This is a genomic window from Streptomyces sp. NRRL F-5126 (assembly GCF_000721265.1).
Taxonomy (GTDB): Bacteria; Actinomycetota; Actinomycetes; order Streptomycetales; family Streptomycetaceae; genus Streptomyces.
The window spans coordinates 690,033-708,694 of record NZ_JOFZ01000001.1; the positions used below are offsets into that span (position 1 = coordinate 690,033).

17 protein-coding genes are annotated in these 18,662 nt (G+C 72.6%); 3 read left to right on the forward strand and 14 right to left on the reverse strand.

Annotated elements, in window-relative coordinates; genetic code table 11:
* Nucleotides 1-93 precede the first annotated feature (93 nt).
* From fbaA to IH48_RS0103170, 4 genes are all read right to left on the reverse strand, one after another.
* Nucleotides 94-1,125: a class II fructose-bisphosphate aldolase gene (gene fbaA, locus IH48_RS0103155; protein WP_030898718.1), complete on the reverse strand. Its 1,032-nt coding sequence runs from the start codon at nucleotides 1,123-1,125 to the stop codon at nucleotides 94-96.
* 84 nt (nucleotides 1,126-1,209) lie between these two features.
* Nucleotides 1,210-1,764, reverse strand: coding sequence for an orotate phosphoribosyltransferase (gene pyrE, locus IH48_RS0103160; protein ID WP_030898721.1), 555 nt, complete (start codon nucleotides 1,762-1,764; stop codon nucleotides 1,210-1,212).
* Nucleotides 1,765-1,783: 19 nt separating this feature from the next.
* Nucleotides 1,784-2,566: an aldose epimerase gene (locus IH48_RS0103165; protein ID WP_030898723.1), complete on the reverse strand. Its 783-nt coding sequence runs from the start codon at nucleotides 2,564-2,566 to the stop codon at nucleotides 1,784-1,786.
* Between the two features lie 783 nt (nucleotides 2,567-3,349).
* Nucleotides 3,350-3,823, reverse strand: a complete 474-nt coding sequence (locus IH48_RS0103170) for a MarR family winged helix-turn-helix transcriptional regulator (RefSeq protein ID WP_030898726.1) — start codon at nucleotides 3,821-3,823, stop codon at nucleotides 3,350-3,352.
* A 48-nt stretch (nucleotides 3,824-3,871) separates the two neighbouring features.
* Between IH48_RS0103170 and IH48_RS0103175 the strand changes: the two genes are divergently transcribed.
* Nucleotides 3,872-4,786: an alpha/beta hydrolase gene (locus IH48_RS0103175; RefSeq protein WP_030898728.1), complete on the forward strand. Its 915-nt coding sequence runs from the start codon at nucleotides 3,872-3,874 to the stop codon at nucleotides 4,784-4,786.
* Between the two features lie 47 nt (nucleotides 4,787-4,833).
* Here IH48_RS0103175 and IH48_RS0103180 read toward each other — a convergent pair whose 3' ends face one another.
* The 7 genes from IH48_RS0103180 to clpB form a co-directional block, all read right to left on the reverse strand.
* Entirely contained in the window at nucleotides 4,834-5,748 is a 915-nt protein-coding gene (locus IH48_RS0103180; RefSeq protein ID WP_030898731.1) for a hypothetical protein, read from the reverse strand.
* 35 nt (nucleotides 5,749-5,783) lie between these two features.
* Nucleotides 5,784-7,436: a polyamine aminopropyltransferase gene (locus IH48_RS0103185; RefSeq protein ID WP_030898734.1), complete on the reverse strand. Its 1,653-nt coding sequence runs from the start codon at nucleotides 7,434-7,436 to the stop codon at nucleotides 5,784-5,786.
* 66 nt (nucleotides 7,437-7,502) lie between these two features.
* Nucleotides 7,503-8,021 carry a DUF2617 family protein gene (locus IH48_RS0103190; protein ID WP_030898736.1) on the reverse strand — a complete coding sequence of 173 codons (519 nt, stop codon included), beginning with the start codon at nucleotides 8,019-8,021 and terminating at the stop codon, nucleotides 7,503-7,505.
* A 232-nt stretch (nucleotides 8,022-8,253) separates the two neighbouring features.
* Nucleotides 8,254-9,423, reverse strand: a complete 1,170-nt coding sequence (locus IH48_RS0103195) for a pyridoxal phosphate-dependent aminotransferase (protein ID WP_030898738.1) — start codon at nucleotides 9,421-9,423, stop codon at nucleotides 8,254-8,256.
* A gap of 132 nt (nucleotides 9,424-9,555) precedes the next feature.
* Nucleotides 9,556-10,719, reverse strand: a complete 1,164-nt coding sequence (locus IH48_RS0103200) for a hypothetical protein (protein ID WP_158710234.1) — start codon at nucleotides 10,717-10,719, stop codon at nucleotides 9,556-9,558.
* Between the two features lie 320 nt (nucleotides 10,720-11,039).
* Nucleotides 11,040-11,573: a YbjN domain-containing protein gene (locus IH48_RS0103205; protein WP_030898743.1), complete on the reverse strand. Its 534-nt coding sequence runs from the start codon at nucleotides 11,571-11,573 to the stop codon at nucleotides 11,040-11,042.
* Between the two features lie 201 nt (nucleotides 11,574-11,774).
* Nucleotides 11,775-14,450: an ATP-dependent chaperone ClpB gene (gene clpB / locus IH48_RS0103210; RefSeq protein ID WP_078849424.1), complete on the reverse strand. Its 2,676-nt coding sequence runs from the start codon at nucleotides 14,448-14,450 to the stop codon at nucleotides 11,775-11,777.
* A gap of 117 nt (nucleotides 14,451-14,567) precedes the next feature.
* On the opposite strand from clpB, the gene IH48_RS0103215 reads away from it, so the two are divergent.
* Nucleotides 14,568-14,975, forward strand: a complete 408-nt coding sequence (locus IH48_RS0103215) for a pyridoxamine 5'-phosphate oxidase family protein (protein ID WP_030898747.1) — start codon at nucleotides 14,568-14,570, stop codon at nucleotides 14,973-14,975.
* A 132-nt stretch (nucleotides 14,976-15,107) separates the two neighbouring features.
* Here IH48_RS0103215 and IH48_RS36810 read toward each other — a convergent pair whose 3' ends face one another.
* A complete protein-coding gene (locus IH48_RS36810) occupies nucleotides 15,108-15,428 on the reverse strand; it encodes a hypothetical protein (RefSeq protein ID WP_030898748.1) in 321 nt (106 codons plus the stop codon).
* A 458-nt stretch (nucleotides 15,429-15,886) separates the two neighbouring features.
* On the opposite strand from IH48_RS36810, the gene IH48_RS0103230 reads away from it, so the two are divergent.
* Nucleotides 15,887-16,870 carry a helix-turn-helix transcriptional regulator gene (locus tag IH48_RS0103230; protein WP_078849425.1) on the forward strand — a complete coding sequence of 328 codons (984 nt, stop codon included), beginning with the start codon at nucleotides 15,887-15,889 and terminating at the stop codon, nucleotides 16,868-16,870.
* Between the two features lie 107 nt (nucleotides 16,871-16,977).
* Here IH48_RS0103230 and IH48_RS0103235 read toward each other — a convergent pair whose 3' ends face one another.
* Both IH48_RS0103235 and dnaJ read right to left on the reverse strand, forming a co-directional pair.
* Nucleotides 16,978-17,454 (reverse strand): heat shock protein transcriptional repressor HspR, encoded by a 477-nt coding sequence (locus tag IH48_RS0103235; RefSeq protein WP_030898757.1) that lies wholly within the window; start codon nucleotides 17,452-17,454, stop codon nucleotides 16,978-16,980.
* Between the two features lie 4 nt (nucleotides 17,455-17,458).
* The gene (gene dnaJ, locus IH48_RS0103240) at nucleotides 17,459-18,649 is read right to left on the reverse strand and encodes a molecular chaperone DnaJ (protein WP_030898760.1); all 1,191 of its coding nucleotides are present in this window, start codon (nucleotides 18,647-18,649) and stop codon (nucleotides 17,459-17,461) included.
* Between the last annotated feature and the right edge of the window lie 13 nt (nucleotides 18,650-18,662).

Consider the following 18,662-nt stretch of genomic DNA (forward strand, 5'->3'; position numbering starts at 1 on the left):
CTCGGCGGCAGGGCGCACGCGTCGCGGGCCCGCCCCCGTGTCGGGGACGGGCCCGCGGGCCGCGCCCGGCGGACGGGCGCCGGAGCGCGCCCGTTACTTCATGCGCGTCCCGGCGGAGCGCAGCGACTCGCACGCCTTGGTCACGCGCGCCGCCATGCCCGCCTCGGCGGACTTGCCCCACGTGCGCGGGTCGTACGTCTTCTTCGAGCCGACCTCGCCGTCGACCTTCAGCACGCCGTCGTAGTTCTTCAGCATGTGGTCCGCGACGGGCCGCGTGAACGCGTACTGCGTGTCCGTGTCGAGGTTCATCTTCACGACGCCGTTCTCCAGCGCGGTGGTGATCTCCTCGTCCGACGAGCCGGAGCCGCCGTGGAAGACGAAGTCGAACGGCTTGCTGCCCGCGGCCAGCTGGTGCTTGGCGGCGACGCCTTCCTGGAGCTCCTTGAGCAGCTCGGGGCGGAGCACGACGTTGCCCGGCTTGTAGACGCCGTGGACGTTGCCGAACGACGCGGCCAGCAGGTAGCGGCCCTTCTCGCCGAGGCCGAGCGCCTGCGCCGTGCGCAGCGCGTCGTCGACCGTCGTGTACAGCTTGTCGTTGATCTCGTGGCTGACGCCGTCCTCCTCGCCGCCGGTCGGGGTGATCTCGACCTCAAGGATGATCTTGGCGGCGGCGGCCTTCGCGAGGAGCTCCTCGCCGATGGAGAGGTTGTCCGCGAGGGTCTCGGCCGAGCCGTCCCACATGTGCGACTGGAACAGCGGGTTGCGGCCCGCCTTGACGCGCTCGGCGGAGATGTCGAGCAGCGGGCGCACGTAGCCGTCGAGCTTGCCCTTCGGACAGTGGTCGGTGTGCAGCGCGACCGTGATGCCGTACTTCTCGGCAACGACGTGGGCGAACTCGGCGAGGGCGACGGCGCCCGTGACCATGTCCTTGTTGTACTGGCCGCCAAGGAACTCCGCACCGCCCGTGGACATCTGGATGATGCCGTCGCTCTCCGCCTCCGCGAAACCACGCAGGGCGGCGTGCAAGGTCTGGGACGACGTCACATTGATGGCGGGATAGGCGAACTTGCCTGCCTTCGCCCGGTCGAGCATCTCGTTGTAGATCTCCGGGGTTGCGATGGGCATGGTGCCGCTCCTATGTGATGTTTGGGTGGAGGTGCTTGTCCCTGACCTGGGGGCGACGTCATCGTCACCCGTATCTTTACAGACTCACGCGAGACCGAGTTCGGCGGCGGTGTACGCCGGTACGTAGGGCAGCCCCGCCTCGTCGACGGCGGACGCGGCGCCCCGGTCGACGATCACGGCGACGGCGACGACCTCGCCGCCGGCCTCCCGGACGGCCTGCACGGCGGTGAGCGGCGAACCGCCGGTGGTGGAGGTGTCCTCGACGACGAGGCAGCGCCTCCCCTTCACGTCGGTCCCCTCGATCCGCCGCTTCATGCCGTGCTGCTTCTGCTCCTTGCGCACGACGTAGGCGTCCAGGCGCCGCCCGCGGGCGGCGGAGGCGTGCAGCATGGACGTGGCGACGGGGTCGGCGCCCAGGGTGAGGCCGCCGACGCAGTCGTAGTCGAGTCCTGCGGTGGCGTCGAGCATCACCCGGCCGACGAGGGGGGCGGCGTGCCCGTCGAGGGTGACGCGGCGCATGTCGATGTACCAGTCGGCCTCGATGCCGGAGGAGAGCGTCACCCTGCCGTGCACCACGGCGAGATCCTTGATCGACTGGAGGAGCTCGCCCTTGGCGTCGGCGTCGTTCGTAGCGGTCATGCCCCCGAGCCTACGGCCGTCAGAGGCGCTGCCAGGACCAGGTAGCGGCGAGTTCCAGGGGCTGGAGCCTGGTCACGAGCTCGGGCTCGGTGTTGAGCCCGTTGGGCGGGCCCGACTGCGCCTCGACGCACACGGCCTCGGGCTGCTCGTCGTAGACGACGACCCAGCGGGCGGGGCTGGTGACGGTCAGCGCGAGCTGCCCTGGCCAGGTCAGGGTGGCGTCGACGCCGTCGGGCATGCCGAAGCAGTCGTCCCACGGGCCGGGGAGCGGGTCGATGCGGCGGCCGGTCGGCAGGTGGTCGTCGCCGCGCTCCAGCTGGAACGCGGGCGCGAAGGCGAGACTCGCGTCCTCGCCGCCGAGGTTCCTGCGGAACCACGGGTGCCAGCCGGCCTGCGCGGGGAACGAGTCGGACGCGGTCTCCACGCCGAGCGTGAGCTCCAGGGAGTCGGCCGCCAGCCGGAACGTCTGGGTGACGAGACCGGCGTACGGCCACGGGTCGCCCAGCTCGTACGTCAGCGTCGCGGACGCCTCGTCACAGTGCCGCACGCGCCAGGTGGTGTCGCGGCCTGTGCCGTGGATGGCGTGCGGCGGCGAGTTCAGCGGCATCTGGTGCTGGGTCTCGCCGTTCCTGAACCGCCCGAGCGCGATGCGCCCGCAGAAGGGGACCATCGGGAAGCACCCGTAGCGCGGCCCCTGCCGCAGCAGCTCGGTCCCGCCGATGAGGAGGCTGCTGACACGGGCGCCGTTGCCGGGGTCGACCGTCAGGGAGACGTCGCCGGCGGAAAGTTTCAGATCGCTCACGCGAGCAGGGTAGTTCCCACGGCCGTGGCACGGCCTGGCTGGCACGCTGAGTGCCGCCCGGGGGCGCCGGACCGGCCGGCGCCCGGCATCGGACACGGCCCCGGGAGCCCGGAGACGGATCCCGGCGCGCACCAGCGTGTGCTCGCACGGGACGCTCACTCCCACGGACCGGTGACGGACCGGTGGCGGACGAACGGGCAGCGGCCGGGACGCTTGACGCACGCGGGACCGGGAACGCACGGGCGCGGCGGCCCGCCGGTCCTGGGCGCAGGGCACGGGACCGGTGACGGACGAACGGGCAGCGGCCGGGAGGTCTCGACGCGAGGCGCGCGGCGGACCGGGAGCGCGGGGCAGGCGGCACCCAGCACCGAGGGCCTGGCCCGCACAGCCGCCCGGCGCGGCGGCCCGCCGGTCCTGGGTGCAGGGCGCGGGGCCGGTGGCGGACGAACGGGCAGCGGCCGGGAGGTCGCGACGCGAGGCGCGCGGCGGACCAGGAGCGCGGGGCACGCGGCACCCAGCACCGAGGGCCTGGCCCGCACAGCCGCCCGGCGCGGCGGCCCGCCGGTCCTGGGCGCAGGGCGCGGGGCCGGTGGCGGACGAACGGGCAGCCGCAGGAAGCCGGGAGCGCGGGGCAGGACGCCGCCGCGAGGCGGGCCCCCGGGGCGGCGCCGGACCCGCACGGGGTTCGCCTTTCCGGCCGGGGCCGCCCGCGTCCGGCGTCGGCCGGGAGACGCGGGCACGCCCTCCGGGCGGGCGGAGGCGCCGACGGCGGCGCGCGGCGCGTCAGCCCGTCGGGGTGCCGGCGCCGGCGCGTTCCAGCGCGGCGCGCAGCCGCGCGGCGGCCGCGACCGCGGCCGTCAGCGACGGGCCGTCGAGCGCGCCCCCGACCAGCTCGGCCAGCCCGTCGGCGACGGTGCGCTCCGCCGAGTCGACGAGCCGCGCGCCGTCCGCGGTCAGGGCGAGCAGCGAGGATCGGCGGTCCGCGGGGTTCGGCTGCCGGACGGCCAGCCCGCGCCTCTCCAGCCGGTCGACGCTCTTGCTCGTCGCGCCGACGCCGATGGCGAACTCGGCGGCGAGGTCCGCGACCCGCGCCCCGGGGTGGTCGCGCAGGTAGCGCAGGCCCTCGTACTGCGAGGTAACGATCCCGTGCCGCTCGCGGAGACGGTCGTTCAAGGCGTTGTAGAGGCGCGTCTCGCAGCGGACCAGGTCCGCGAAGAAACCCGGGAGGTCCTCGGCGCCCGGCGATGTATATTCCACGGCATATAATGTACAGGAAGCCAACCCCGCAGGAGTCAGGAGCAGACCATGAGCGTGGAACAGCGCGCCCGGATCGACGCGATGATGCGGCAGCCGCAACCGGATGAGCCGCCCTCCGTCGAGGAGATCCGCGCCGGATTCAGGGCGCTGATGGAGCGGATGAACGTGCCGGGCGGCATCCGCACCACGGCGACCGACCTCGGTGGCCGGCCCGCACTGCGCGTCGAGCCGGCGACACCGGACGCCGGAGCGGACGGCGGGTCACGCGCCGGCACGATCCTCTACTTCCACGGCGGCGGCTGGGTGTTCGGCTCCCCCGAGACGGCCATGTCCCTGACGGGCAACCTCGTGGCCAGGACCGGCATCCCGGCGTACTCGGTGGACTACCGGCTCGCCCCCGAGCACCCCTTCCCCGCCGCGATCGAGGACACGCTGGCCGCCTACCGCGCCCTGCTCGACGGCGGCGCCGACCCTTCGGCGGTCGTGTTCGCCGGCGACTCGGCGGGCGGCGGCCTCGCCGTCACCACGTGCCTCGCCGCCCGCGACGCGGGCCTCCCGCTGCCCGCCGGCCTCGTGGTGTTCTCCGCGGGCCTCGACGCGACGAGGACAGGCGAGAGCATGGACACCAAGGAAGGCATCGACCCGATCTTCACGCGCGCGGCCCTTGAGCACACCGGCGCCATGTACCTCGCCGGGGCCGATCCGCACCAGCCACTGCTCAGTCCGGCGGTACTCGCCGACCTGACCGGCTTCCCGCCGATGCTGCTCCAGGTCGGCACCAACGAGCTCCTGCTCGACGACTCCACGCGGTTCGCCGCCCGCGCGAGGGCGGCCGGCGTGGACGTCGTCCTGGACGTGACAGCGGACGTGCCGCACGTGTTCCAGTCGCTCGCCGGCGATCTGGACGAGGCGGACGAGGCGCTGGACCGCGCGGCGCTCTTCCTGCGCCAGCGCATCCGCTGACGAGGGGGCGGCGCGCGCGGCGGCTCGGTAGGCGAACGGAGCGCGCGTCAGTGGCGGCGGCGCAGGGCGCGCGTCACCACGACCGCCGAGGCCAGCGCGAACGCCGCCGCCGGGGCGACCCAGCGCAGGGAGCCGACCGCCGTGGCGGCCTCGGGCAGGGGGATGGGGGCGTAGCGGCCGCGCGGCGGCGCGTGGTCGACCTCCTCGGCGCTGCGGCCGATCATCGTCCGGCGCGCGTGTGCCGCCTCCGCGGGCGGCTCGTCGTCGTCCTCGCCGGGGTCGTCAGGGTCGGCGGGCCCTGCAAGGCCTTCGGGGCCTTCCGGGACGTGGAAGTCGCCGTCGCCCGCCACCGTCTCGCCCGACAGCGGTGAGGGATCCGCGGCGGACGGGGGCGTCGCCTTCGGCGGCAGCGGCTCGGCCGCCTCCTCGGCGCTGTCGGGCGGCCCCGGCCGTACGTCCTTCTGCGGGCCGCTCTCGTCGCCGAGGCGGGCGGCGAACCGGTCGAGCAGCCGCCGCGCGGCCTGCGCCGCCGCCTCGGGCGGCAGCTCCGCGAGCCTGCCCTCGGCGTGCGAGACGCCGGTGAAGCCGATGTCCGTGCCGTCCGTGCGGGCGGGCGCCGCGGCCGGCCCGTCCCCGTCCTGCGGGGCCGGCACGGTGCCGGAGACGGAGACGGCCGGGATCAGGCGCACGTCCAGCGTCACGGACACCGAGCCCGTGCCGCGGACCTCCTCGCCATCGGCGCGGACCGTGAAGACGCCGTCGTCCTCCTCCGTGACGCTCAGCACGCCGCGGTACGTGATCGTATGGCCGCCCGCACGGACCTTGAGACGGCCGGTGATCTCCCCGGGCACGCCCCCCTCGTCCTGCTGGAAGGCGGGGACGCAGTGGGCGACCCGCGCCGGGTCCCGCAGCGTCCGCCGCAGTGCCTCCGCCGTCATCGGAACGAACACCTCATGGTCCATGGCACGAGCCTACTAACGCCCGCCCCACTAGGCGCTCAGTCGTCGTATCTGGGGTGAACCAGGGTCGACGGCGGCAGGTCGCCCGCCCCCTGCGGGCGGTCGCGGGCCGCCGCGCGGGTGTCGGCGCGCAGCCGCGCGGCGTCCAGCGAGCGCAGCTTCGGCGCGTCCGCCGCGAGGCGCGGACGCGGCGGGCGCGAGCCGCGCCCCGCCAGGAGGAACCCCCAGTCCTTCGGGGCCGCGTCCCGGCCCGCGCGCTTCGTCCTGTCGGGGCCGCCCAAGAAGCCGTCGGCCGGGCCCGTGGCCCGGTAGGCGCTCGTGCGGAACCCGGCGGCGCGCAGTGTCGCGTCGACCGTCCAGAAGGCGCGCGAGCGCCGCGCCAGCGGCCCAGCGTGCACCACGAGGCGCCCGCCCGGCGCGAGCGCGCGTGCCACCAGTCCGTAGAACTCCTGCGAGTAGAGCTTCGTGCTCGACGTGATGCCGGGGTCGGGCAGGTCGCAGACGATCACGTCGAACGGCCCGCGCCGCGCGCCCGCGCCGCGCAGCCAGTCGAACGCGTCGGCCCGGACCGCGTGCAGCCTCGGGTCCCGGTACGCGTGGCCGTTGAGCCTGCTCAGCGCGGGGTCGGTGCGGGCGAGGTGCTCCACCTCGCCGTCGATGTCGACGATCGTCACCGACCCGACGTCCCGGTAGCGCAGCGCCTCCCGCGCCGCGAGGCCGTCTCCGCCGCCGAGAATGAGCACGCGTGCGTGCGGCCCGCGCATCGCGGGGTGGACGAGCGCCTCGTCGTAGCGGTACTCGTCGCTCGCGCTCACCCGCAGCCTGCCGTCCAGGTACAGGGACAGCGGGCCCTTCTCGCCGCCCGTCAGCACGATCTCCTGGACGCTGGAGCGCACGGCGACGCGTACGCCCGTGCCGTACACCGCGGTCCTGGCCGCCCGTTCGAAGTCGTGCACGGTGGCCGCGGCTGTGGCCAGCACGCACAGCACCATCGTGTTGGCCGTCAGCAGCAGCCACCGCGACCTGCGCGTCAGGTCGCGGCCGAACAGCCACAGCACGAGGGCGCCCCCGGCGACCACGTTGACCCCGCCGGTCACCATCGCGGCCGCCAACTGCCCGAGCCACGGCAGCAGCAGGAACGGAAAGGCGAGCCCGCCGACCAGCGCGCCCACATAGTCGGCGGCGAACAGGTCGGCGACCGTGCCGCCGACGTCCTGCCGCGAGACGCGCTGTATCAGCGTCATCAGCAGCGGGATCTCGGCGCCCGTGAGGATGCCGATCGCGAGCGAGAAGGCGACGATCGGGCCCCGCGACTCGCCGAGCCACGCGAAGCTCGCGTACAGCGTGCACGCCGACAGTCCGCCCACGAGCGCGAGCGCCGACTCCACCAGGCCGAACCCGACGGCGGGGCGCGAGCGCAGCCGCTTCGCGAGCAGCGAGCCGATGCCCATGGCGAACACCATCACCGACAGCACGACGGACGCCTGCGTGACCGAATCGCCCATCAGGTACGAGCCGAGCGCGACGAGCTCAAGCTCGTACACGAGCCCGCAGGCCGCGCAGACGAACACGACGAGCAGCACCATGAGGCGGACGGCGTCCGCGCGCTCCGGGGGCCGCGGGCCCCGGCGGGGCGGCGGCCTGCCCGCCGGCGACGGCTCCTGCCGCGCCGTGGTGCATTGGTCGATCATGCAGTAACGCTACGTCACACACCGCTCGCACAAGGTCACCCACAAGGGTGCAACTTGCCGGCCGGGTCACAGCACGGCGGGCGTGCGTACCAGCACACGCGTGCGGGTCACGACGAGCCGGCCCTCCTGCGGGTACGCGTGCCAGGTGCGCCACCGCACGGATCCCTCGTCGTGCTGGGCGAGCAGTGCGGTGAACGCGTGCGGCGAGCCGGGAAACGTACCCGCCAGGCCGTTCGGGTGGTCGGACACGAGCGCCAGCAACTCCTGCGCTCGCGAGGCGAACTGTCTTGTCGTCAACTCCTCCACACGCGCCGCGAATTCGTACTCCCACTCGCCGATGCGCTCGGAGGCCCCGAGGGGCAGCGGTGTGCTGCTGCCGGGGATGCACGCGACGGTCTCCGAGCACGCACCCCCGTCCTGTTCGAGCAGTACCTGGTGGGACGCGCCGAGCAGCCGCAACTCGAGCCGCGCGCCGGACAGGTCGACGCCGTGCGTGGCGAGCGCGGGAAGCGGCCCGCGACCCAGCGCCCAGGCGAGATCGGCGGCTCGGGTGTCGGTGTAGGAGGTGTTCAGGGTCGTGAGCATGGATCGGCTCCGCAGACACACGTGACGGATGGACCGGGGGCACCCCGGGAGGAGGAACGGGCTTCAGGGCATGCGGAAGGCGGCCTGCCCGGCTCCGCGTGGAGCCCCGGCCGAGGGCTGGTGGGAAACCTTCATCAGCGAATCACGAAGTACCGGCCACCTACAGCGTTTTTACCCAACTTGGCGGGGTTTCCATCCCCTCGGGGGCCTCGGTGTTCAGGTGTTCAGGTGTTCACGCGGACGTCAGGCCTCGCAGGCGGATCACGGCCTCGGTGAGGACGTCGTCCTTCTTGCAGAAGGCGAAGCGGACCTGGGTACGGCCGGCGTCGGGGTGGTCGTAGAAGACGGAGTTGGGGACGGCGACCACACCGCACCTCTCGGGAAGGGCGAGGCAGAAGGCGGCGCCGTCACTCTCGCCGAGCGACGTGATGTCCGTGGTGATGAAGTACGTGCCCTGCGGGCGGTGGACCACGAAACCCGCGCCGGCGAGCCCCTCGGCCAGGAGGTCGCGCTTCCCGCGCAGGTCCTCGCGGAACCCCGTGAAGTAGGAGTCGGGCAGCGCCAGGGCCTCCGCGACGGCGTACTGGAACGGGCCGGCGCTGACGAAGGTCAGGTACTGCTTGGCCGTGCGGACGGCGCTGACGAGGGCCGCGCTGCCCGTGACCCAGCCGACCTTCCAGCCCGTGAAGCAGAAGGTCTTGCCCGCGGAGGAGATCGACACCGTGCGCTCCCGCATGCCGGGGAGGGAGATCAGCGGGATGTGCTCGCCCTCGAAGACGAGGTGCTCGTAGACCTCGTCGGTGACGACCAGGAGGTCGTGTTCGACGGCGAGTGCCGCGATCGCCGTCGCCTCTTCCCGCGTGAGGACCATGCCGGTCGGGTTGTGCGGCGAGTTCAGCAGCAGCAGGCGGGTCCTGGGCGTGATGGCGTCGCGCAGCGCATCGAGGTCGGGGCGGAAATCGGGGGCGCGGAGGGTGAGGGGGACCCGCGCGGCGCCGGCCATGGCGATGCAGGCGGCGTAGGAGTCGTAGAAGGGTTCGAAGGCGATGACCTCGTCGCCCGGCTCCAGCAGCGCCAGCATGGCAGCGGCGATGGCCTCGGTCGCGCCCGCGGTCACCAGCACCTCGGTGTCCGGGTCGAAGTCGAGTCCGTAGAAGCGCCGCTGGTGGTCTGCCACGGCCGTACGGAGTTCGGGGACGCCAGGCCCCGGCGGGTACTGGTTGCCCCGGCCCTCCCGCAGCGCGCGTACAGCTGCCTCGCGCACCTCCTCCGGGCCGTCGGTGTCCGGGAACCCCTGGCCCAGGTTGATCGCCCCGGTCCTGACGGCGAGCGCGGACATCTCGGCGAAGATCGTCGAGCCGTGCCCCTCCAGCCTCCGGTTCAGCAGCGGCCTGGCGTCCACGTCCCCACCGTCCTTACTCGCGTGCCCGTCCCGTCCATGCTCAGGGGACCATCCTGGCCCATGGCAGGTCCCGCCCCGAACACCGCGGGTGCCTCACACGTCCGGGAGAGCGGAAGCCGCGGCCGGGGTACGTCAGTAGTACCTCGCGCGGCTGCGGGAACGGCCGGAGCGCCGCGTGGAACGGCTCCGGCCGAGGTCGGCGCCGTCGTCGTCCAGGTACGAATACGCGTCGTCCCCGAGGTCCAGGTACGAGGGCACGGCCCGGCTGCGGGAGCGGCCGGCCACCCGCGAACGGCTGCGCGAACGGCCGCGGCCCCGGTCCTCGTCGTCGTAGCCGCCGCCGAAGCTCGTCGCGAAGTCGTCGTCGGCCAGCGTCCCGCCCCGCGCGAGGGTGCGCAGCTGCTCCCGCTGGCTCATCGGCGCCCGGGAGCGGGAGCGCGCCCGCGAGCGGCTGGGCTCGCGGTAGTAGGAGGTGTCGAGCGGCCTGGGGCTCTCGCTGCGGTCGCTGCCGAGGTCGGGGTAGTCCCGCAGCTCGTCGAAGTCGGTGTGCCGTTCCGAGCGCAGCCGGTAGGAGCGTGCGCCGTAGCTGCGCATTATCCGGTCCTGCTCCGCCAGGTCCGGGTGTCCGCCGCCGCGGGCGACCGCGCGCCCCGCGTCCAGCTCGGCGCGCTCGTACGCCATCAGGGGGCGGGTGGTGCGCACCCGCCCGGCGGAGTCGAAGTAGGGTGCGCGGCCCGAGCCGTGGCCGAGCATGTAGCGGTAGCTGTCGTCCGACTGCTCCACGGCCGCGGTCCTGCGCGGGTTGCGGAAGTTCGGCTGATTCGCGTACCCCACCATGTTCATGTGCATGGCGGTGGCCGGGTTGTCCCACTCCTCCAGCGCCTCGGTCTGCGCGTTCCGGTACTCCTCCTGGGTGTAACCGGTGGTGCCGCGCCGGTCACGGCGCCGCCGGCCGGTGCCGTCGTGGTCGCGGTGGTCCCGGTAGCCCTCGTAGTACGCGGGGAGGCGGTCCTCCACGTACCGGACGTCGGCACCGGCCGGTCCTGCCTGCCGCCGCCGGGTGCCGGTGCGGGAGCGGGGCGCGGCGGCGGAGAAGAGGATGGGGTGCTCCGCCTGGTGGGTGCTGTTGCCGTCGATCTCCTCGTCGTACTCGTCCTCGAGGCGGCGCCGGTCGCGGCTGCGGTACCCGTAGGTGCCCGGCTCGTTGCCGTAGGCGCGCTGCACGGCCAGCGGCCCCCCGGCGGACAGGCCGGCCGCGGTCGCCGTGTTGCCCGCGCGCCGCTGCAGATCCAGCACGGACGCCGCACGGGACAACAGCGTGCTACCGCTGCGCCGCGCCCGGCTCCCGGCTCCTCCGCTCGCGCGAACCGGCTCATGGCGTGCGTACATCACGGCTCCCTGGGAGTGGTGGGGGGCGTCCCGAGTGAACAGTCGGCCAAGGGTACGACGCTAGGGCAGCGGGGGCGGGCGCCGCCAGGGCCGAGGGGGCACACCGTGAGGTCCTCGCGGGCAGTGGGACCGCACGCGCTGTGAGCCGGTGCGGGACGTGGCAGGGCGCCGGGGTACGCGACCCCGGCGCCCTGTGCGGCCTGTGCGGCCTGTGCGGCCTGTGGCCCCTACGCGTCCTCGGGCTTCTCGTCGCCGGGTTCGAGACCCAGCTGCTCGACGAGCCACTTGTCGAACTCGATCGACGCGCGCACCCAGCTGACCGTCGACGACACGAAGTGGTCGAGACCCACGCCCGTACCGATCAGCATCTGCGCCTCGCCGATCAGGCGGACGGTCGGCGGGCCCTCTTCCTCCTCGTGCACGTGGCTGTAGACCTTCGGCCACAGGGTGCGCCTGTTCCAGTCGTCGATCAGCTCGAGGATCCGCAGCTTGTCGTCGACCCCGTGCGGGCGGTCGTAGAACGTGCGCACCGAGAAGACCTGCTGCTCCTCGTCGCCGCGGAACATGAAGTACGTGCGGAATTCCTCCCACGGCGCCGCGAGGTCGCCCTCGTCGTCGACGACGTACTTCAGCTCCATCTGGTCGAGGAGCTGCTTGACCAGGTCCTGGTCGGGGACGACGACGGGAGCCGGCCCCGCAGGACCCTCCTCGGGCTCGGGGCGCCCCCCGAAATTCGGAATCGCGGACGGATCGATGCTCACCGTGTTCTTCCCTTCGTACGGATCCCGCCATCCTCCCTCATCAGGCCCGGGAAGTGGCAAGCCAGGTGGACGGGGCGCCGGACGTTTTCCCGTCTGTCGCTACTGCCGCCGGACCCTTCGCCTGCCCAGCGTGCGCCGCCTTACGCGACGCGCGGGGCACGTACCCCGCGCGTCGCGGCTCGCGCCTCGTACGCGGCGCGCCTACAGCGTCTTGGCCGGAGGCTCCGCGTCCTCGGCCGGGCCCTCGGCCTCCTGGACCTGGACGTCCTCCACCGGGGCGGAGCCGTCCGGCCTGCCCACGATCAGGCCGTCGCCGAACCGGTCGACGCGCACCGTGTCGCCGTCCGTGACCTCGCCCGCCAGGATCTCCTTCGCGAGCCGGTCGCCGATCGCCGTCTGCACCAGCCGCCGCAGCGGCCGCGCCCCGTACGCCGGGTCGTTGCCCTCGTCGGCCAGCCAGTCGAGCGCGGCGGGCGTGACGTCGAGGGTCAGCCTGCGCTCGGCGAGCCGCTTCGCGAGGCGCCCGACCTGGAGCCCGGCGATGCGCGCCAGCTCGTCGCGCGACAGGGCGGAGAAGACGACCATGTCGTCGAGGCGGTTGAGGAACTCCGGCTTGAAGGAGGACCGCACGACCCCGAGCACCTGCTCGCGCTTCTGCTCCTGCGAGGTGCCCGTCTCCACCAGGTACTGGCTGCCGAGGTTCGACGTCAGCACCAGGATGGTGTTGCGGAAGTCGACCGTGCGGCCCTGGCCGTCGGTCAGCCGCCCGTCGTCGAGCACCTGCAGCAGCACGTCGAAGACCTCGGGGTGCGCCTTCTCGACCTCGTCGAGCAGCACCACCGAGTACGGGCGCCTGCGCACCGCCTCGGTGAGCTGGCCGCCCTCCTCGTAGCCGACGTAGCCGGGGGGCGCACCGACGAGCCGCGCCACCGAGTGCTTCTCGCCGTACTCGCTCATGTCGACGCGGATCATGGCCCGCTCGTCGTCGAAGAGGAAGTCCGCGAGCGCGCGCGCCAGCTCGGTCTTGCCGACGCCGGTGGGGCCGAGGAAGAGGAACGAGCCGGTCGGACGGTCGGGGTCGGAGATGCCGGCGCGCGTGCGCCGCACGGCGTCGGACACCGCGCGCACCGCCTCGGACTGGCCGATCAGCCGCCTGCCGAGCTCCTCCTCCATGCGCAGCAGCTTCTGCGTCTCGCCCTCCAGCAGCCGGCCGGCGGGGATACCCGTCCAGGAGGCGACGACGTCGGCGATGTCGTCGGGGCCGACCTCCTCCTTGACCATGGTGTTCTTGTTCTCGTCGCTCTCCTGCTCCTCCTCGGCCGAGGCCTCGCGCAGCTCCTGCTCGACCGCGGGGATCTCCCCGTAGAGGAGCTTGGAGGCGGTGTCGAAGTCGCCGTCGCGCTGGGCGCGCTCGGCCTGGCCGTGCAGCTCGTCGATGCGCTCCTTGAGCTCACCGACCCTGTTCAGGCCCTTCTTCTCCTTCTCCCACCGCGCGGTCAGGCCGCGCAGCTCCTCCTTGCGGTTCTCCAGGTCGCGGCGGAGCTTTTCGAGGCGCTGCACGGAGCCGGGGTCCGACTCGTTGCGCAGGGCGAGCTCCTCCATGGAGAGCCGGTCGACGACGCGCTGCAGCTCGTCGATCTCGACGGGCGAGGAGTCGATCTCCATGCGCAGCCGCGAGGCGGCCTCGTCGACGAGGTCGATGGCCTTGTCGGGCAGGAAGCGCGACGTGATGTAGCGGTCGGACAGGGTCGCGGCGGCCACCAGGGCGGCGTCCGCGATCTGCACCTTGTGGTGCGCCTCGTAGCGGCCCTTGAGGCCGCGCAGGATCGCGATGGAGTCCTCGACGGACGGCTCGGCGACCAGCACCTGCTGGAAGCGGCGCTCAAGGGCCGCGTCCTTCTCGATGTGCTCGCGGTACTCGTCGAGCGTCGTCGCGCCGACCATCCGCAGCTCGCCGCGCGCGAGCATCGGCTTGAGCATGTTGCCGGCGTCCATGGCGGAGTCGCCGCCGGCGCCCGCGCCGACGACGGTGTGCAGCTCGTCGATGAACGTGATGATCTGCCCGTCGCTGTCCTTGATCTCGGACAGCACGGTCTTCAGGCGCTCCTCGAACTCGCCGCGGTACTTCGCTCCGGCGACCATCGCGCCGAGGTCGAGCGCGATGAGCCGCTTGTTCTTCAGCGACTCGGGCACGTCGCCCTTGTCGATGCGCTGGGCGAGGCCCTCGACGACGGCGGTCTTGCCGACGCCGGGCTCGCCGATGAGCACCGGGTTGTTCTTCGTGCGGCGGGACAGTACCTGCACGACGCGCCGGATCTCGTGGTCCCGGCCGATGACCGGGTCGAGCCTGCCCTCGCGTGCGGCCGCCGTGAAGTCCGTGCCGAACTTCTCCAGCGCCTTGTAGTTGCCCTCCGGATCGGGTGTCGTCACCCGGCGTCCCCCTCTGGCCTTCTCGAAGGCGTCGACAAGCTTCCTGGCCGTGGCCCCTTGCCCGGCCAGCACCTCACCGGCCTGCCCGCCCTTGGCGGCGATGCCGATGAGCAGGTGCTCCGTCGACACGTACTCGTCGCCGAGGTCGCGTGCGCGCTTCGTGGCGTCGGCGATCACGGCGAGCAGGTCGCGGTTGGCCTGCGGCGGGGCCACGGTGGACCCGGCGACGCTCGGCAGCCCCGCGAGCAGTTGCTCGGCGCCCGACCTGACGGCGGCCAGATCGGCCTCCACGGCGGACAGCAGGTCAGTGACGTTCTCGTTGTCCTGCCCGGCCAGCAGCGCGAGCAGGAGATGCGCGGGGGTCAGATCGGGGTGTCCCGCTGCCACGGCACTGTTGCTCGCGGCACTGATCGCTTCCCGGCTCCTGTTGGTCAGCTCGGCGTCCACGTGCGCTCTCTCCTCCTGTTCCAAACTCTGACGATGAGAACGTGCGTAAAGTTGAGTCTAGTCCACTCAACCCGAAAACGGGACCACGACCCGGGACCGGCTTCTAAGCTCTGACGCATGACGATCGACGTGCGCGCGCCGCACCCCGAGTACCTCGCGTTCTGGCGCGAACACCACATCTGCACGCTCACCACGCACCGCGCGGACGGCTCGCCGCACGTGGTGCCCGTGTGCGTCACGTACGACCCGGAGGCGGGTGTCGCGCGCGTGATCACGTCGAAGCACAGCAGGAAGGCCGCGAACGTCCTGGCGGCGGACGGGCCCGGCGGCGCGCGCGTCGCGGTCTGCCAGGTGTCGAGGGGGCGCTGGGCGACGCTGGAGGGCCGGGCGCGCGTGCGCACGGAGCCCGAGGTGGTCGCCGACGCCGAGCGCCGGCACGAGGAGCGCTACGGGCGCCCGCCGCGGGAGAACCCGGAGCGCGTGGTCATCGAGATAGCCGTCGACCGGGCCATGGGCCGCGCCTGACGGGCCGGCCGCGCACGCACACGCCCGGCGCCCGCACGCGGGCAGCACAACGGCGCCATCGCGTTTCAGGTCCACGATGGCGCCGTTGTGTGGGGGAAGCGCCTGAGCGACTTGTTACGACGGGGGAATCGCTCAGGCACTGCGGGGGGTGGCTGTATGAGGTTGTGGAACCACCAGCTCGTGGTCCCGCCGCTCCAGATTAACAAAAATCATGTCATACCTGATGCAGCATCGGACCAGCTGCGGCGCGCCGTGGGGGCGGCGCAGGCAGCGGTACGCACGGACGTCGTCGTCCTCCTCGCGCACGACGAGCACGGGCTCACCGAACAACGTGACCCTCACCGAGTCCCCGCGCCGCGGAATCGCGGACACGAGATCGACGAAGTGCCACCCGGAACGGTAGGCCGCGGCCATCTCACGCCGGAGACTTGCGTCGTCCGCCGGGGTTGTCATGCCCGGAAGGCGGACGTGGTGCTCGTGGGGCCGCCGGCTGCGGCGGAGGGCCAGCTGATGTCCGCGGGTGTGGCGTGCACCGGTCCATTGACCGGGGCCGCCGGCCAGCTGATGTCCGCGGGAACGACCGCCGTGCCGTGCGAGCTCGCGGAGGGCCAGCTGATGTCCGCGGGGACTGCTTCGTGCGCACTCGTTCCGGCGTGGGCCGACGTCGCGTTCACGGCGCCCGGCGCGTCCCCGGACCCAAAGCCCGTGGCGGCGACGGTTCCGCATGCCAACGGGATGGCGAACGCCGCCGCAAGCATCGAGCGAAGCAATCTCTTCTTCATCGTCGGCTTCGTCCTCACTTGATGGAATCTCTTCCCCGTTGACAACGACAATGACCCACGCCAGGACCCCAGCGCCACATCGGCGAGGCATCATGTTCCTGCAGGTTCAGCAACCTGAGGGGTGGATAAATGGGGACGAGATACACAGAACAGGCACATCAGCACTCTCTGACAGATCTGTGTGCTGAAGGTAAGCGGCTGTATGCGGCCGCGCTCCAGGCCGGCCGCATAGCAAAACGCGAAATAGAGACAGCCCCTTGCCTGGTGGATTTCGCCCTACTGCACCCTGATCCGGACGATCCGGACTGGCTGCGCCCCGTCGCACCGTCCATCGCCCTGGCGCAGCGGCTGCACCCGATCGAACGGGATATCCAGGAGCAGCGCCGCCGATCCCTCGACCTCACCGCGTCCTTCGACGAGTTCATGGCAATCAGCGCCCAGGCGCCGCCCAGTATCCACGCCATCACCGTGCTGGAGGGGTCCCACCGCATCAACGCGGCTCTCGACGTCGCCACCACCGAGCTCAAGAGCGAGGTGCTGACGGTCCAGCCGGGGGGCGGCCGTCCCGAGCGCCTGCTGAGCCAGGCCATCACGCGCAGCAAACCCCTGATCGACCGCGGCATCAGCATGCGCACGCTCTACCAGCACACCGTCCGCTACAGCCAGAACACCTTCGCCTACATCGACCATCTGGCCGGCGCCAAGATGGAGATACGGACGATGGAGCAGCTCATAGAACGGCTCATCATCTTCGACGACGCGGTGGCCTTCATTCCGGCGCGCGACGACGACGGCGCGGCGCTCGAACTGCGGCACCCCGGCCTCGTGAGCTATCTCACCAAGATCTTCGATCACCTGTGGCAGCGCGCGACCCCCCTGGTCCAGCCGCTGTCCGCGGCTCCGGACGCCGAGGGCATCACCGAAGTGCAGCGCTCCATCGCCAAACTGCTCGTCGAAGGGCTCGTCGACGAGGCCATAGCGCGCCGCCTGGGCATGAACGTCCGCACCTGCCGCGCGCACATCGCCAAGCTCGCCGCCGCACTGGGTAGCGGCAGCCGTGCCCAACTCGGCTTCCTCATAGCACAGTCCGGGATCCTGGGGGAGAGGGACTGAGGACGGCGCCGGCCGAGGTGCGGCCCACCCACGGGCATGCTGAGCCACCGGGACAGCAAGCGCAAGGGGCCGGTACACCCGAAGGCGTACCGGCCCCTCACCGTCGCTCACTCCGGGCGCCCAGGCCTCCACACCACCAGCGCGCTCGCCTGCCGCACGTCCTCGTACGGCACCAGATCGCGCCGGTACGAGGCGTGCACCTGGGCCTCGCGCTGCCGCATGGCCGCCGCCGCGCCCTCGACCGCGGCCGACAGCTCGGCGACCCTCGACTGCAGCGCGGCGACCTGGTTCTCCAGCTCGATGATCCGCTTGATGCCGGCGAGGTTGATGCCCTCGTCCTGGGACAGCTGCTGCACCTGCCTCAGCAGCTGGATGTCCCGCGCCGAGTAGCGTCTGCCCCGCCCGGCCGTGCGGTCGGGGGAGACCAGCCCGAGACGGTCGTACTGCCGGAGCGTCTGGGGGTGCAGCCCGGACAGCTGGGCCGCCACCGAGATGACGTAGACCGGGGTCTCCTCCGTCAGCTCGTACGCCCTGCCGAACGCGGCAGAGGCACGGCGCCGGGCGCCGCCGCCGTCCCTGTCCATGACGTCACGCTCCCTTCGCGGCCTTGAACAGCTCCGCCCGCGGGTCCTCTTCCGCGGTCGCCTTCCGGTACGCCTCAAGCGCGTCGCGCGCGGGCGCGCCGAGGTCCTTCGGCACGGCCACCTCGACCGTCACCAGCAGGTCTCCGCGCGTGCCGTCCTTGCGTACGGCGCCCTTGCCGCGGGCGCGCATCGTGCGCCCGTTGGGCGTGCCCGCCGGCAGCTTCAGCTTCACCGGTGGCCCGCCGAGCGTCGGCACCCTGACCTCGCCGCCCAGCGCCGCCTCCGCGAACGTGACGGGCACCGTGACCGTGAGGTTGTCGCCCCTGCGGCCGAACACGGGGTGCGAGCCCACGTGCACGACGACGTAGAGGTCGCCGGCGGGGCCGCCGCGCTCGCCAGGCGTGCCCTTGCCGCGCAGCCTGATCCGCTGCCCGTCGGACACGCCGGCGGGGATGCGGACCTGGATGGAACGCGACGACTTGGCGCGCCCGCTGCCCTTGCAGACGTCGCAGGGGTCCTGGGCGATGAGCCCGCGGCCCTTGCACTCGACGCAGGGGTCGGTGAGCGAGAACCCGCCGCCGGTGCCGCGCGAGACCTGCCCCGTGCCGACGCACGTCGGGCACACGCGCGGCGTGCCGTTCTTGTCGCCGGTGCCGGAACACGCCTTGCAGGGCGCCTGGCTGGACATCCGCAGCGGGACCGTGGCCCCGTCGACCGCCTCGGTGAAGCTGAGCGTCACCTCGGACTCGATGTCCTGGCCGCGGCGCGGCTGCGTGCGCGTGCCCGTGCCGCCCCGGTTGAACAGCCCGCCGAACACGTCCCCGAGACCGCCGCCGAAGCCGCCCTGCGTCCCGGTGCCGCCGCCCTGTCCGGCGCCTCCGAAGAGGTCGCCCAGGTCGAAGTTGAACGTGCCGCCGCCGGCGCCGCCGCCCCCGGGGCCGGGGCGGAAGCCGCCGTTCCCGAAGAGCGTGCGCGCCTCGTCGTACTCCTTGCGCCGCTTCGCGTCGCCCAGGATGTCGTTCGCCTCGGAGATCTCCTTGAAGCGCTCCTCGGCCTTGGCGTCACCCTTGTTGGCGTCCGGGTGGAACTCGCGGGCGAGCTTCCGGTACGCCTTCTTGATCTCGGCCTCTGTGGCGTCCTTGGGGACGCCGAGAACCTTGTAGTAGTCCTTCTCGACGAAGTCCTTGGTACTCATTCCCGACGTCCCT

Bases quoted from the DNA above. Each gene is read 5' to 3' on its own strand.
- fbaA (WP_030898718.1), bottom strand. From the start codon at position 1,125: ATGCCCATCGCAACCCCGGAGATCTACAACGAGATGCTCGACCGGGCG.
- pyrE (WP_030898721.1), bottom strand. From the start codon at position 1,764: ATGACCGCTACGAACGACGCCGACGCCAAGGGCGAGCTCCTCCAGTCG.
- IH48_RS0103175 (WP_030898728.1), top strand. From the start codon at position 3,872: ATGAGCGTGGAACAGCGCGCCCGGATCGACGCGATGATGCGGCAGCCG.
- IH48_RS0103180 (WP_030898731.1), bottom strand. From the start codon at position 5,748: ATGGACCATGAGGTGTTCGTTCCGATGACGGCGGAGGCACTGCGGCGG.
- IH48_RS0103185 (WP_030898734.1), bottom strand. From the start codon at position 7,436: ATGATCGACCAATGCACCACGGCGCGGCAGGAGCCGTCGCCGGCGGGC.
- IH48_RS0103190 (WP_030898736.1), bottom strand. From the start codon at position 8,021: ATGCTCACGACCCTGAACACCTCCTACACCGACACCCGAGCCGCCGAT.
- IH48_RS0103215 (WP_030898747.1), top strand. From the start codon at position 14,568: ATGACGATCGACGTGCGCGCGCCGCACCCCGAGTACCTCGCGTTCTGG.
- IH48_RS36810 (WP_030898748.1), bottom strand. From the start codon at position 15,428: ATGACAACCCCGGCGGACGACGCAAGTCTCCGGCGTGAGATGGCCGCG.
- IH48_RS0103230 (WP_078849425.1), top strand. From the start codon at position 15,887: ATGGGGACGAGATACACAGAACAGGCACATCAGCACTCTCTGACAGAT.
- IH48_RS0103235 (WP_030898757.1), bottom strand. From the start codon at position 17,454: ATGGACAGGGACGGCGGCGGCGCCCGGCGCCGTGCCTCTGCCGCGTTC.
- dnaJ (WP_030898760.1), bottom strand. From the start codon at position 18,649: ATGAGTACCAAGGACTTCGTCGAGAAGGACTACTACAAGGTTCTCGGC.